Source organism: Actinoplanes sp. SE50/110 (assembly GCF_900119315.1).
In the GTDB taxonomy this organism is placed as follows: Bacteria; Actinomycetota; Actinomycetes; order Mycobacteriales; family Micromonosporaceae; genus Actinoplanes.
This window is the reverse complement of record NZ_LT827010.1, coordinates 6,792,269-6,806,543: the sequence shown is the minus strand read 5'-3', so window position 1 is coordinate 6,806,543 and position 14,275 is coordinate 6,792,269. Positions and strand designations below refer to the sequence as shown.

Here is a 14,275-nt window from a genome sequence, read left to right as displayed (position 1 = left end):
GTGGCCAGCAACCAGCCGGATCGAGACCCGGTCCGGACTGCACGTCCGGTGACCCCCGCCGAACTGCGTGACCTGGCAGCCCGTGCCGAACAGCTGGGCGCCGACATCGAGGAGGCGTTGTCCCGGCTGACGGCTGCCGGCGACGAAGCCGTCCACCGGTCCGGGATTCGTCTGCACTACGCCACCAAATGGGCTCGCCGGGCCGGTGCCGGACTGCATGCCGCCGCCGGCGAGGTGGCGCGCATCCGCGGACGCAGCGCCTGCCCCCATGACACGGGTGTCTGCCCCGATCACGGCGCCACCCTGCGCGGTGCCGACGGCGTCAGCTGGTGCGGCCACCAGGGCTGTGGCCGGCGCTGGTCCTACAGCCGCCAGTCATTGCCCTGCACCGAACCGGTCATGTTCCTGGTGGGCACCCCTGACGGAGCAGAGCAACCGACATGCGTCGGGCACGCCCGCGCCGCGCGCCTGCAGCTGTGCGAGGTGAAGATTCTTCCACTGCGGATCCGCTGAACCGGGCATGACGGACGATGGCCGATCTCCCGGCGGTCGCGGCGAAGGAGGTGTCGAAGGATCCGCAACCGGCTCGCCACCCGCGATGCCTCGGTCAGGCGGCCTTCGGCGTGACGGCCGCCACCCGGGCCCGGCTGCGTCCGTGCGCCTTCGCCTCGTACAGCGCAGCGTCGGCCCGGGCGACCAGTTCCTCCACGGTCTCCGTGCCGTGCAGCGCGGCGACACCGGCGGAGAAGCTCTGGCCGTCCGGGACCACCTCCCGCAGCCGCTCGGTCAGCTTCACCGCGTCACCGGGCGACGCGCCCGGCAGGATCAGGCCGAACTCCTCACCGCCGTAGCGGTACAGCACGTCATCGCGGCGCAGCACGTCCCGCCAGGCCGCGGCGGCGCCCTTGAGCAGCCGGTCGCCGGCCTGATGACCATGAGTGTCGTTGTAGCGCTTGAAGTGGTCCAGATCGAGCAGGGCGATCACCAGCGTTCCCCCGGCGTCGTGCGCGGCGGTGACCGCGTCGTGCAGCCGCGCGTCCCAGGAGCGGCGGTTGCCGACGCCGGTCAGCGCGTCCCGGCTCGCCAGGTCCGACAGTTCCCGTGCCTGCCGTTCGACCTCACGGGTCAGGCCCACCATGCGGGCGACCACGAGCAGGAACAGCACGACGCACGCCACCCCGATCGGCACGGCCTGCACCTGCCGGCCGGTGAACGCCTGGCCGAGCAGCAGGGCCGGCGGGAGCAGCGACAGCCCGGCCAACACCGTCAGGCGGCCGGTGGTCAACCGCGGCGCGGGCGCCGAGCCGGTCGTCGCGAGGGCCGGCATCGAGGGGTGCAGGGCCGCCGCGCCGAAGGCGGTGTAGCCGAGGCAGTACAGCACTCCGCCCCAGTAGCTCGCCAGCGTGCCGCGCTCGGCCAGCACCGCGTTGGCCACGTCCCCGGCCAGCCAGCAGCAGACCGCGGCCAGCAGCAGGTACAGCGACATGCTGCGGCCGCTGCCGCTGACCAACAGGCGGGCCAGCAGGGTGAGCAGCACCGCGTCGCCGATCGGGAAGGCGAGCCGGAACACCAGGATGGCCACCGGCTGAGCCGGCTCGTCGAGCACCGGCGTGACGGCCACCAACCACAGGGGCAGCGCCAGGGAGCACGCGACGATGGCCGAATCGATGGTCGCACCCCGGTCCCGGCCGGCTGAGCGGTTGTGCACGATCACCGTCAGACCGGCGGCCAGCGCCAGGTACGACATCAGGTAGACGGTGCTCTCGAGCAGGACCAGGGCCGCGGAGTCCGGGAAGACCCACACCCGCAGGCCCAGCACGGCATCACCGGTCAGGTTGATCTGCACCGAGGCCCAGACCAGCCACCATGCCCGCGCCGGCCGCGGCCGTTGCCGGCGCAGCCCGGTCAGCAGCGCCGCCGAGGCGGCGGCGCCGGCCATCCCGTACAGCACGCTCTGCGACACCGGGCCGGTGAGTAGAAAACCCAGCGCGAGCACCAGCCCGGCCGCTACAAAACCACGGCACGCCCAAGGCCCCATATGCTTCTCATCGACTTCGGCGTCGCTCGGATGAGCGCCGGCGGTAGGACATTTCCCACCGCGCCGTCCCTCAGACGTCCGTCGCGCCGGACCCCGGTCCGGCGGCGGACGCCAGGCGGGCGAGACCCTCCAGGGCGTCACCGCTGAGCCGGCACACCGTCCAGTCGTCCAGAAGCTCGGCGCCGAGCGCACGGTAGAAGCCGATCGCCGGCTCGTTCCAGGTCAGCACCCACCACTCGAAACGCTCGTAGCCGTGCCGCAGGCAGATGTCGGCGAGCGCGGCGAGCAACGCCTTGCCGTGGCCGCCGCCGCGCGCGTGCGGCCGTACGTAGAGATCCTCCAGGTGCATGCCCCGCGTCCCGGTCCAGGTCGAGAAGCGCGGGAACCACAGTGCGAAACCCACGACCTCACCGGTGTCGTCGTCCTCGGCCATCAGCGAGTACGCCGCGGGATGCGCGCCGAACAGCGCCTGCCGCAACTGCTCCGGGGTGGCCTTGGCCTCGGCGGCGGCCCGTTCGTATGCGGCGAGCTCCCGGACCATCGCGTGGATCTCGGCGACGTCCTGCACGGCGGCGAACCTGATCATGAAGGTGATCGTCAGTCACCGGCGAGGCCCTGTCCAGCCGCATCGCGTACTCGGAGCCGGGTGAACGTCGGCTCCGGCGGCTACCGCATGCAGTAGGTGCCGCGGGCGTCACCCGCCCCACGGATGGATCAGTAGCCTCGAGAGGTGGCATTGCACGTGCAGACGGACCTGGATGAGGCGATAGCGACGTTCGACCGCCGTGCGGTCGAGTCCCGGGTGGCGGCAGCCGATCAGCGGGCGGAGGAGATCCGAACGTCGTTTCCGGCGACCGAGTGGCCGTCGCTCGCCGCAGAGCGGTACCTTCGGCTGGGGGCACACGGCTGAGTGCCCTACCGTCGGATCGAGCGGTCACTGTCTGCGGGCAGCTTGATTCGCCAGGTGGTACAGATCCCTCGCCCGGTTGATGTCGAGCGACATGCCGTCGTTCACGGACAGGAAGTAGCCGAGTTGCCATCCTTGCGAGTTGATGGCTTGACGACTTGTCGTGATCACCCAGGGCGGATATACGCGGAAGCCGCGCTTGCCTCCGGAATGGTTGTTCCCGGCGATGCCGCGTTCGCAGAGGGCGTCCATCGGAAAGACGAATAGGCCGAAGTGCCGCTCGGGTCGTACACCAGTGTTTTCGCGGCGCGAAGATCATCGTGCACAGGGTCGGTGATGATCCACTCGTCGGTCGCTGTCGGTTGGCCGTGGATTGTCGTGGCCCGCCGCAATGGTGCACTCATGACCGGAGAATAACGGCCAGCCGGCCGGCGGATGGGCCGGCGAACCCTGAGCGACGGGGCGGCACCGACCGCCATGTCGGCGATCCTCGCGTCAATCGGCGGCTGCGTCGCTGATGACGTCGGCGTAGAGCGGGAACAGGCGGAGCCGCTAGCCGGTGAGGGTCCGGTCCACGATCGAGCAGGCGTGTCCAGCACCGGGCGGCGAGGCGCCGGGCGTGGGTGCCGGTCCACGGCTGGGGGAGCGGTCCGGACGGCAGGAGGTTCGGATGCTTGGCGTGGGTGGACTGAGCGGCCCATCGACGTCGGCGGTTCCCCGGCATCGATGGGCCGTTGGCGTCTGCTTCATATGGTGGAGCGCATGCGGAACTATCTCCGGTGGATGGTGCTCGGTACCGTTGTGGCGATATCTGCGCTGGCTGGCCACTGGATCTTGGGTGCCGGCACCAAAGCGCGGTATGAGCCCGAGCCCCTTCCGACGAACGTCAGTGCGATCATGGCTTCGTACGGCTACAAGAAAAGCGGGGACAACTCGGAGAGTTATACCGGCCGCATATTGGGCGCGGAGCATTATTTCTACTGTCCCACTGACCAGGATTGCAACACGGCAGCCGGCAATGCCGCACATCCTCCCGTCGACATCTACGGTGCTACGGCTGTGGGTGTGGAAGTCTGGTGGCCGCCGGCGCTTCCCGCCAAGGACAGCCCGCTGGCGGGCAAACGCCTGACCATCTGCACGTATACGCCGGAGGCGATCTCTTCGGCACGTATCACCAGCGATGAGTGGGCCAAGAACATCGCCTCGCTGTCCCAGGCGGCGCGAGGTCTGGTCACCGAGAAGATGGCGGCAAGCCCGCAACGCCTGCCGGCGGCTCCGGAAGATGTGCAAGCCATTCCCGTGAACGGGTGGCAATGCCTGGTGCCGGCGGGGGTGCGGCCGTTTCGGTGAGCTTCCGGATTCGCCGGGGGTACATCGCCGGCCGTGGCTCGATCGGCGTCGACGTGCCCGGGGCCATGGTGGCTCCCGGCCGGAGCCGGCACCCTCGACGGGCGGCTCAGCAGTGGCGGATCTTCTGCTGACGACCGGCGCGGAGCAGGATCAAATAAGTCTTAAGTGGTGAACCTTCCTGGGAGCGCTCCCGTAATGCCTGTCGTAGGCGTGATCGAGAGGCTGCAGGTTCATGGACAGATCAAGGATTACATCCGGGCTCAGCCGGTTCAAGGGCCGCTGGCAGGTCGGTGCCGTCGCCGCGGTCGCCGTGGCGGTGGCCGGCGTCGGGTTGGGGGTGGCCTTCGCCGGCGAGACCGTGCCGACCGTCAACTGCCCGCAGGTCCGGCTCACCGTCGCCGTGCCCGCCCAGCAGCAGGCCGACGTGCAGCGCAATCTCGTCCTGCTCAACACGCAGATCGATGAGGCGAACCAGCGGCTGCGCACCTCGGCGGGGCAGGGCGGCCCCAACTTCATCCAGAACGCCATCCTGGGCCCGCTGCGGGACAAGCGGTTCGCCACGATCAACCGGATCGAGACCGCGATCGGCCGGAACGCCCCGAAGCCGGATTTGAACGCCGAGGGCCTCTCGGGCTGCTCGCTGAACAAGGGCGGCGGTGCGTCGAAGAAGCAGAACACCGCGCCCCCACAAGCCCCGGCCGCAAAGCCGACCACCGCGCCGGCCAGCAAACCGGCGGCCGCCAAGCCGGCGGCCACCAAGCCGGCCACGAAGGCACCCACGCCGGACGTGCAGACACCCGGCGGATCGCCCGTGGCGATCAACGGCCAGCTGAGCGTCTGCGGGGTGCACCTGTGCAACCGCGCGGGCAAGCCGATCCAGCTGCGCGGCATGAGCAGCCACGGTCTGCAGTTCTTCCCCAACTGTGTCAACGCCGACTCGCTGGCCGCCCTGCGCAACGACTGGAACGCCGACTTCATCCGCCTGTCCATGTACGTGCAGGAGGGCGGCCTGGAAAGCGACCCGACCGACTTCACGAACAAGGTCAACGGCCTGGTCGACCAGGCCACGAAACTCGGCCTCTACGCGATCGTCGACTTCCACATCCTCACGCCGGGCGACCCCAACTTCAATCTGGCCCGGGCCAAGACCTTCTTCGCCGATGTCACGGCCAGGCACGCCGGCAACACCAATGTGCTCTACGAGGTCGCCAACGAGCCGAACGGCGTCAGCTGGACCGCGATCAAGTCGTACGCCGAGCAGGTCATCCCGGTGATCCGGAAGAACGCGCCGAACAGCGTCGTGCTCGTCGGCACCCGTGGCTTCTCCTCGCTCGGCCTCTCCGACGGCAGCGACGAGAAGGAGATCCTCGCCGACCCGGTCGCCTTCAAGAACGTCATGTACACCTTCCACTTCTACGCCGCTTCGCACGGGGCGGACCGCCGCGCTGTGGTGGCCCGGGCAGCCACCGAGCTTCCGTTGTTCGTCAGCGAATTCGGCAGCCAGACGTTCACCGGGGATGGCAGGAACGACTTCGCCAGCACCACCGCCTGGCTCGATCTGCTGAAAGCCAACAAGATTTCGTACGGGATGTGGAGTCTTTCCGACGGACGGGAGAGCAACTCGGTCTTCAAACAGGGCACCTGCGCCGGCACCACCTTCGCGGGCACCGGTGTGCTGACCGAGGCCGGACGCTACCTGCGCAGCCGCATCCGCACCGGGGTGGGCGATCCCCACTGAGCACGGCAGCGGTGATGCCGGGAAGCTCGGCGGGGTACGTCCCGGCCGAACTTCCCGGCACACCGGCATTCGCCGGGCGGGTCGGCGCTCAGCGGTAGCCGGCCGCCGCGGGGCCCGGACCGGTGCCGAGGATGCCGGCGGCGAGCAGCACGCCCGTCGCGGTGGCGAGAGCGGGGCGAGGCGATCGGCGGGTCATCAGCTCCGTGTCCATTTCTGGTTGTCGCCGCTGTTGCAGGTCCAGACGATGACCGCGGTGCCGTTGGCCGTCCCGGCGCTGCTGGCGTCCAGGCAGAGACCGGACTGCACGTTGGTGACGGTGTTGTCGGCGTTGAGATTCCACTGCTGCCCGGTCGCCCCGCTGCAGTCCGCGATGACGGTGCGGCTGCCCGAGGTGCCCGCGTCCAGGCACTTGTTGCCGTACACCTGAAGTTGTCTTCCGGTGGTGCGGGTCCACTGCTGGTTGACGCCGCCGTTGCAGTCCCACAACGCCAGTTGCGTGCCGCTGGTCTGCGCGTTGTCGGGCACGTCGAGGCACCGTCCGGCGTTGACGTTGCGCAGCGCCAGGGACGTGCCGGAGCCGGGGCCGGCGGTGATCCGCAGGTTGTCGAACTGGGCGGTCTGGCCTTGGCCGGTGCCGATCCCGGCGAGCCCCGTGCCGAACGTGGCGTCATCGGCCGTGCCGACCACGGTGCCGTCGACGGTGGCGGTCAGCGTGCTGCCGGAGAATCCCAGGGCGACGGTGTGCCAGCGGCCGGTGCCGAGCGTGGCGGTGGTGCCGCTGCGGACCGTGGTCGTCTGCGCCGAGGTGTTGGTGCGCAGGATCGACCAGGCGCCGCTGTCGCTGACCCGCAGGTGGTACGCGTTGAGCGCGCCCGGGTTCATCAGGTCCTGCCCGCCGACGCGGCCCAGCAGTTCGACGTGTCCGGAGCGTTCCAGCATGACGTCGGACTGGACGGTGTAGTTGCTCCAGGCGGTGTTGCCGAGTTCGGCGTACGGGTCGCTGAGCGTCTTCCAGGTGATCGGCGCCTGGGTGCCGGTCTGCCGGACGCAGGTCCCGGAACGTCCGCCACCGCACGCGGCCGCCTCGAACGCGCCCTGCATGTCCATCAGGTACCGGGCTTCCCGCCCGGCGGGGTAACCCTCGAAGTCGTCGGTGTACGGCAACGCCAGTGACCCCTGCCCGGGGCTGGCCGCCGTGCCCTTACCGCCCCCGGTCGTGGTGGTGACGGTGTACTGGTAGCCCGGCTGCACGGTCAGCGAGTAGCGCCCGCCGGACGGCGTGATGTCGACCTGGCGGACGAAGAGGTCGGCCGGGTTGTTCGAGTTGAGGTTGGACGCCCAGACGTGCACCGGGCCGGTGGACAGCCCGCCGGTGACGGTGAGATCGAGTGTCTGGGCGCCGGAGGCGTCCATGGTCTCGATGACGGTGCTGTAGTCGGTGGTGCTCGGCGACCTCAACGTGACGTAGCTGCCGTTGGTGCGGTTCCCGCCGAGGTAGCCCGAGGAGGTGTCCAGGTACTTCCAGCCCGGCGCGGTGAACTGCGTGGTGTGCGCGATCGCCCAGACGTCCTTGCCGACCGCGTAGTACCCCGACCACGGCTGGTTGGCCAGGACCAGGCCCACCGTCGACCAGAGGTTGTTCGGGGTGGTGGCGGCGACCAGGTCCCAGTTCAGGTAGCCGGTCATCCTGGCGTCCAGGTAGACCCGGTTGATGCCGCGGGCCAGGGGCTTGGCGCCACCGTTGTAGTCCTGGGAGCCGTTCTCGCTGGACCACAGGGACTTGCCGGAGTTGATCGCGGTGCCCGAGGAATTGCAGGTCGTCTGATCCGCGAGGTAGCCGCAGGAGTAGTGCACGCCGATCGCGTCGACGGCGTCGCGCAGGGCCGTGTTGCCGGCGAACTGGTCGGCCGGTGAGTAGGTCCAGTCCTCGGCGACCTCGAGCTTGACGGCGCCGTAGCCGTTGGCGTTGAGCGCGTTGCGCACGGCGATCGTCGTGGCCGCGTTCCACTGCCTTTCGTTCTGCGCGGGCACCAGGTAGTCGATGGTCAGGTTGTGCTGCTTCGCGCAGCCCAGCCAGGACAGCAGGTAACCGGTCAGGTCGCCGGAGAGGAACGTGCCGTTGCCGATCCAGCCGGGCGCGCCCCACGGCAGGCCCATCAGCTTGATCGAGGGATTGCGGCGTTTGGCTTCCTCCATGATCCACCACTCGTAGCCGCGGTTGCAGTCCAGATCGCCCCGGGAGTGCGCGTGGCTGGGCTCGGCGCCGCTGGTGGAGTTGGTGTCACCGCCGATCTCGACCTTGAGGACCTGCAGGGCGGCGCCGTAGCCGGGCTTGAACAGGTAGTCGAGAACCTGTCCGCGCTGCGGCTCGGGATAGTCGATCAGCAGACGGCTGTTGCCGCCTCCGCCACTGACCGCACCGACACCGTCGAACGTCCGGCCCGCGGACGCGCCGTTCAGCGTGATCGCGGTGGCGGCCTCGGCGGGTCGTGCGAACCCGCCGACGACGCCGGTCGCCGCCAGCGTGCAGCACACGGCCAGCAGTGCCCGGGGGAGCAGTCGTCGGGGCGGGGGCGGGACGGTGGACACACGGCGCCGACCGGTTTCAGTGCGCATGGGGTACTCCCGGGGATGGGGCGGATGCCCTGGGGGCGGGCTACACAATACGTCGTACGTTAGGACGTCAATAGTCCGAGGTCAATGGATCAATAATGGAGGAAGAACTGTCCCGAACGCCTTCTCATTTACTTACCCGACGTCGCCGACTTGGCAGTGAGGTGGCATATAACACTTTCTTGAGAAACGTTTTTAAATGAAACTTTTCGATGTCCGGACTGTTGCATCCGGGAAGAATCGGTGATGATACGTCACACCAATCCAGGGTCGTCGAGGCGTCGATCACCGGTTCGCCCGGAACCATCCGCCTCGCCCCGGGCACCATGGCAAAAGGAGTCGTGTAATGGTGCGGAAAAGACTCGCCGTCCTGGCCGCCGTGATCAGTGGGGCACTGGGCCTCGCCCTTGCCGGCGCCTTGCCGAGCGACGCGTTCGCCACCAGCGCCGCGGCGCCGACGGCCGGCTGCGGCCAGGCTCCCACGCTGGCCGGCGGCACCCACACGATCAGCAGCGGCGGTCAGAACCGCAGCTACATCCTGCGGATTCCGGCCGGCTACGACGGTAACCACCCGTACCGGCTGGTCTTCGGCTTCCACTGGAACGGCGGTACCGCCGGGGACGTCGACTCCGGTGGCACCGACGGCTACAACTGGTCGTACTACGGGCTGCGGCGGCTCGCCGACGCCGCCGGCAACGGCACCATCTTCGTGGCCCCGCAGGGCATCGGCAACGGCTGGGCCAACTCCGGCGGCCGGGACCTCACCTTCGTCGACGACATGCTCCGCCAGATCGAGGGCGGCCTGTGCGTCGACACCTCGCAGATCTTCTCCTCGGGCTTCAGCTACGGCGGCGCCATGAGCTACGCGCTGGCGTGCGCCCGGCCGACCGTGTTCCGCGCCGTCGCGGTCTACTCCGGCGGCAACCTCAGCGGCTGCATCAGCGGCACCCAGGCGGTGGCCTACATCGGACTGCACGGCCTGCGCGACAACGTGCTTCCCATCTCCAGCGGCCGAGCCCTGCGCGACACCTTCGTCCGCAACAACGGCTGCACCCCGCAGAACCCGCCGGAGCCGGCCAACGGCAGCCTCACCCACATCGTCACCACCTACTCCGGATGCCGCGCCGGCTACCCGGTGGTCTGGGCGGCCTTCGACGGCGCGGGCCACGATCCCGGTCCTCGTGACGGCTGCACCTGCGACGGCTGGCAGACCTGGACCTCCGGTGTGGTTTGGACCTTCTTCGCCCAGTTCGGCGGCGGCACCCCGCCCAGTTCGCCGGCACCCGGCGGCGCCCGGCAGTTGGTGGGCGAACAGTCCGGCCGGTGCGCCGACGTGCCGAACTCCTCGACCGCCAACGGCACCCAGGTCCAGCTCTGGGACTGCTCCGGCACCGCCGGTCAGCGCTGGACCTGGACCTCCGGTCGGCAGCTGCAGGTGTACGGCACCAAGTGCCTCGACGCGAACGGTCAGGGCACCGCCAACGGCACCGCCGTGATCATCTGGGACTGCAACGGCCAGGCGAACCAGCAGTGGAACGTCACCGCGAACGGCACCGTCACCGGCCAGCAGTCCGGACTGTGCCTGGACGCCAACGGCGCCGGCACCGCCAACGGCACCCGGCTGATCCTGTGGGCCTGCAACGGCGGCGCCAATCAACGGTGGAGCCTGCGCGGCTGAGCGATCGGCGTCCCCCATCCCCCGGTGAGGAAAGGTACGTGTCACGACCCGGAGTGTCCTCATCGCCCAGGCGGTTCCTGGCCCTGAGCGCGGCGACGGCGCTGGCCGCGGCTCTCGGAGCGGTGTCCGCGGCAGCACCCACCCTGGCCGCCCCCACGACCGTGTACGCCTCGCCCACCGGCACCGGCACGAGTTGCTCCAGCGACCAGCCGTGCTCACTGGCCGGTGCGCGGGCCGCCGTCCGATCGCTGAACGACGCGATGTCCGACGACATCGTGGTGCAGCCGGCCGACGGCACGTACCGCCTCTCTCCTGCCGCATCTCCCGCATCGCGTCCAGCACGTGCTCGATGCGCGCCAGCTCCTCCGGGGTGTGGTGGGCGGCCACCGCGCCGGCCATGGCCGACTCGAGGTTGCCCCGGTGTCGTCCTGGACGAGTGACTCCCGGCTGTCTGCCGGCGCGGTACCGAGCGATACAACCCCTGCTTCGCCATTACTTGACAGCCGAACGGGTGGTTTCCGCATCCCCCTCTGGTGGGGATGTAGGGGCTACGCCCGGCGATCATCGGATCGTCCGGGCGCAGTAGCCGACCACAGGGAGTACCCGGATGACTGTCATCGTTGACACCGCTGCCCGCGCCGACGCGTCGGCGAGCACCGACCGGGCCAGCGAGTTGATCAACGCCATGGCGGTCCTGCCGGCCGGTCACCCGTCCCGGCCCGGTCTGCGGGAGCGCGCCATCGAGGCATGGCTGCCCCTGGCCCGGCACCTGTCGCAGCGGTACGCCAACCGGGGCGAGCCGCGCGACGATCTGTACCAGGTCGCCGTCATGGGACTGATCAAGGCGGTCGACCGGTTCGAGACCGATCGTGGCGTCGACTTCGCCGGTTTCGCGATCCCGACCATCGTCGGTGAACTCAAGCGGTACTTCCGGGACAAGACCTGGTCCGTCCGGGTTCCGCGGCGTCTGCAGGAACTCAGGCTGGCCATCACCGCGGCCAACAACACCCTGTCGCACACCCTGGGGCGCGCCCCGACGGTCACCGACATCGCCGGCTACCTCGACGTCAGCGAGGACGAGGTCATCGAGGGCCTCGAAGGGGCCCGTGCCTACAACTCGACGAGCCTGTCGACACCGATGAGCGAGAGCGGCACCGAGCTCGGCGACACCCTCGGCGGCCCCGACACCGGGTACGAGGAAGTCGAGCGACGCGTCATGCTCGGCCCGGCCATGGCCCATCTCGACGAGCGCGAGCAGAAGATCGTCACCCTGCGCTTCTACGGCAACCTGACGCAGCAGCAGATCGCCGAGCAGATCGGTATCTCCCAGATGCACGTCTCCCGGCTGCTGACCAAGGCCCTGGCCAAACTGCGCCGCAACCTCGACGGCGCCACGCGCTGACCACCGCACTCGTGCCGGGCGGAGGCCGGGCCTCAGTGGTGCATGACGGCGTGCGGGAACTGTAGCCGTACCGAGGTCCCGGCGGGCGTCGCGTCGATGAGCACGACGTCGGCCAGCTGCCGGGCCAGCCACAGGCCACGGCCGCCGGGTGCGGCGCTGCCGGGGTCGGGACGGTGATATCCCGCGGTGGCGGGCACCGGAAGGCCGGCGGAGTCGTCGCACTGGACGATCAGGGTGCTGCCCCGGTGCCAGGCTCGGACCCGGACCGCGGTGCCCGCATGGCGGAGCCCGTTGCTGGCGACCTCGACCACGGCGACGACGAGATCCTCGGCGGGATCGGTGGCGAGACCGAGGTCGGATGCCCAGCCGTGCAGGGCCGAGCGCAGGCTGCCGAGGTCGGCCGCCGTGGCCAGGGTCAGGTCGTGGTCCACCCGCTGCGGCACCTCGGGGAGCGGCAGTGGCCGCCGGCCCAGCAGGTAGTCGTCCGCGGAACGGAAGTGCGGGCTGGGCTGCCGGCCGTGCGGGGTGAGCAGGTAGCGGTGGGTGGCCCGGGCGCCGTCGAGGATGCCCGCCGGGTGGTGCCGGCTGTCCCAGATGCAGGTGACGGCGCAGCCGTACGGTGCGTAGGTGTCGTTGCAGACCGCCTCGTACGCCAGGTAGGCGTCGGCCCGGACCGGAGCGGCGCCCGGGTCGAGATGGTCGGTCAGGTCCGGTTCGGCGATGACATGGACCCGGCGTCCGGTGGCCGCCCGTTCGGCCAGGTGCCGGCGGAAGTCCTCGTAGGCGGATCCGAGCCGCTGGTAGTACGCGGCGGGGTCACCCCAGGTCAGCAGGTCGGTCAGCGGCCGCAACGGCCCGGTCAGCAGTTGCCGGGTGCGGTCGCTGACGACAAGCAGCACCTCATCGAGGCGGTGCGCGGACCGGTGCAGTTCTCTCACCAGGGTGGTCGTCAGCTCCTCGTCGCTACCCGGAATCAGCGCGCTGTGCAGGAACGTGCCGCCTGCATGGTCGTCCCGGTGGTGCGCGATCATGGCGTGAGGGTATTCATGATCATCCAGTAGGCGCGGCTCGGTGGAGCAATCGTGCGAGAAGACATCACCACAGGGGCAGGCGATACCCGCCAGGCGGCAAGCTATGCGCCGGTACGACGCGGTCGGTGACAGGGCCTTGACCCATGGTGACCTGATGCCGGTGCGGTACCGTTTCCCAGCAGGCCTACCGGATCACCGTCGACGGGCGCAGCGAGGTCGAACGCGGTGGCCGACCCGGACGTCAATATGCTGCCGGTATGGATCCGTCGGTAGAGGTGGCGCTGTCCGGGATGCTGGCGGCCGCCGAGGACGCAACCCCGGTGAACGCGGTGGAGGCCGTCACCCGGGAACTCGGGACGGCGCTGCATGCCAGCAGCGTTTCCTTCCTGATCGCTGACCTCAGCGGCCGGGCCCTGGTCCGGCTGGCACACGTCCCGCTCGGCCCGGCGGGCGGCCGCCGTGACGGCGGCGAGGTGGCGACGGTGCTGCCGTTCGACGGCGGCCCGCAGGAGGAGGCGCTACGCACCCAGGCAGTGCAGGTCAACGGCGGCGACCCGGAATGGACCGTGCTGGCACCGGTCACCGAACGCGGCGAGGTGATCGGCCTGCTGGAGATCGTCGTGCCCGCCGAGCCCGCACCCCAGGCGCTCGCGGAGATCGAACGGACCGCACACGCCCTCGCGTTCGTGGTGATCGCCAATCGCCGCCACACCGACCTGTTCGAGTGGGGGCAGCGCACCACCCCGTTCAACCTCTCCGCCGAGATCCAGCGACGACTGCTGCCGGCCGCCTTCACCTGCGAAGGTGGCTCCTTCACCCTGTCCGGCTGGCTCGAGCCGGCGGCGAGCGTCGGCGGGGACACCTTCGACTACAGTCTGGCCCGCGACACCCTGCACTTCAGCGTCACCGACGCCATGGGCCACGGCGTGACCAGCGCACTGATCGCCACCCTCGGCGTGGCCAGCCTGCGTAACTCCCGGCGTGCCGGGCACAGCCTCACCGAGCAGGCCGACCGGGCCGGTGCCGCGGTCGCGGAGCACGCCCCGGCCCGCGGTGCCTTCATCACCGCGGTCCTCGGACGCCTCGACCTCACCAGCGGCCGGTGCGACCTGGTCAATGCCGGGCACGTACCGCCGATCCTGATCCGCGGCGGCCACCCGGAGGAGCTGACGCTGCCCCGCAACCTGGCCCTGGGCATGTTCCCGAATCGCCGAGTCAGCGCCGGCGCGGTGACCCTGGAACCCGGCGACCGCCTGGTCATCGTCACCGACGGCATGCGCGAACGCAGAGCCGCCGCCCTCGACCTGACGGCCCGGCTCCGATCGCTCGCCGCCCTGCACCCCCGCGAAGCCGTACGCGCCCTGGCCGACGGAGTCCTCGACGTCGCCGGCCCGACCCTCGAGGATGACGCCACCCTGCTGATCATCGACTGGCACGGACACCACGGCAGGCAACGCCGCACCCGCGCCGGCGCCGACGTGTCCGCCGCCACCTCAGCCGACGGCCGCTGACCGCGCA

The 14,275-nt window shown here is 69.9% G+C and carries 12 protein-coding genes; 7 read left to right on the top strand and 5 right to left on the bottom strand.

Features of this window, described 5'->3' with window-relative positions; translation table 11 throughout:
• Positions 1-513 carry a hypothetical protein gene (locus ACSP50_RS30395; protein WP_014693135.1) on the top strand — a complete coding sequence of 171 codons (513 nt, stop codon included), beginning with the start codon at positions 1-3 and terminating at the stop codon, positions 511-513.
• Between the two features lie 94 nt (positions 514-607).
• Here the strand turns inward: ACSP50_RS30395 and ACSP50_RS30390 are convergent, their stop codons facing one another.
• Both ACSP50_RS30390 and ACSP50_RS30385 read right to left on the bottom strand, forming a co-directional pair.
• Entirely contained in the window at positions 608-2,038 is a 1,431-nt protein-coding gene (locus ACSP50_RS30390) for a GGDEF domain-containing protein (RefSeq protein ID WP_014693134.1), read from the bottom strand.
• 70 nt (positions 2,039-2,108) lie between these two features.
• Positions 2,109-2,624: a GNAT family N-acetyltransferase gene (locus ACSP50_RS30385; RefSeq protein WP_014693133.1), complete on the bottom strand. Its 516-nt coding sequence runs from the start codon at positions 2,622-2,624 to the stop codon at positions 2,109-2,111.
• A gap of 144 nt (positions 2,625-2,768) precedes the next feature.
• On the opposite strand from ACSP50_RS30385, the gene ACSP50_RS30380 reads away from it, so the two are divergent.
• The gene (locus ACSP50_RS30380) at positions 2,769-2,948 is read left to right on the top strand and encodes a hypothetical protein (protein WP_043512476.1); all 180 of its coding nucleotides are present in this window, start codon (positions 2,769-2,771) and stop codon (positions 2,946-2,948) included.
• Between the two features lie 24 nt (positions 2,949-2,972).
• Here the strand turns inward: ACSP50_RS30380 and ACSP50_RS30375 are convergent, their stop codons facing one another.
• Complete coding sequence (locus tag ACSP50_RS30375) at positions 2,973-3,197, bottom strand: MepB family protein (protein WP_014693132.1); 225 nt, start codon at positions 3,195-3,197, stop codon at positions 2,973-2,975.
• 510 nt (positions 3,198-3,707) lie between these two features.
• Here ACSP50_RS30375 and ACSP50_RS30370 point away from each other — a divergent pair.
• Positions 3,708-4,295 carry a hypothetical protein gene (locus ACSP50_RS30370; protein WP_014693131.1) on the top strand — a complete coding sequence of 196 codons (588 nt, stop codon included), beginning with the start codon at positions 3,708-3,710 and terminating at the stop codon, positions 4,293-4,295.
• 232 nt (positions 4,296-4,527) lie between these two features.
• A complete protein-coding gene (locus ACSP50_RS30365) occupies positions 4,528-6,033 on the top strand; it encodes a glycoside hydrolase family 5 protein (RefSeq protein ID WP_014693130.1) in 1,506 nt (501 codons plus the stop codon).
• A gap of 195 nt (positions 6,034-6,228) precedes the next feature.
• On the opposite strand, the gene ACSP50_RS30360 is transcribed toward ACSP50_RS30365, so the two are convergent.
• Positions 6,229-8,649: a ricin-type beta-trefoil lectin domain protein gene (locus tag ACSP50_RS30360; RefSeq protein ID WP_014693128.1), complete on the bottom strand. Its 2,421-nt coding sequence runs from the start codon at positions 8,647-8,649 to the stop codon at positions 6,229-6,231.
• A gap of 343 nt (positions 8,650-8,992) precedes the next feature.
• Here ACSP50_RS30360 and ACSP50_RS30355 point away from each other — a divergent pair, with 343 nt between their 5' ends.
• Entirely contained in the window at positions 8,993-10,324 is a 1,332-nt protein-coding gene (locus ACSP50_RS30355; protein ID WP_014693127.1) for an RICIN domain-containing protein, read from the top strand.
• A 607-nt stretch (positions 10,325-10,931) separates the two neighbouring features.
• The gene (locus ACSP50_RS30345; protein WP_014693126.1) at positions 10,932-11,726 is read left to right on the top strand and encodes an RNA polymerase sigma factor SigF; all 795 of its coding nucleotides are present in this window, start codon (positions 10,932-10,934) and stop codon (positions 11,724-11,726) included.
• Positions 11,727-11,758: 32 nt separating this feature from the next.
• Here the strand turns inward: ACSP50_RS30345 and ACSP50_RS30340 are convergent, their stop codons facing one another.
• Positions 11,759-12,757 carry a sensor histidine kinase gene (locus tag ACSP50_RS30340; RefSeq protein ID WP_014693125.1) on the bottom strand — a complete coding sequence of 333 codons (999 nt, stop codon included), beginning with the start codon at positions 12,755-12,757 and terminating at the stop codon, positions 11,759-11,761.
• Positions 12,758-13,014: 257 nt separating this feature from the next.
• On the opposite strand from ACSP50_RS30340, the gene ACSP50_RS30335 reads away from it, so the two are divergent.
• A complete protein-coding gene (locus ACSP50_RS30335; RefSeq protein ID WP_014693124.1) occupies positions 13,015-14,268 on the top strand; it encodes a PP2C family protein-serine/threonine phosphatase in 1,254 nt (417 codons plus the stop codon).
• Positions 14,269-14,275: the final 7 nt, after the last annotated feature.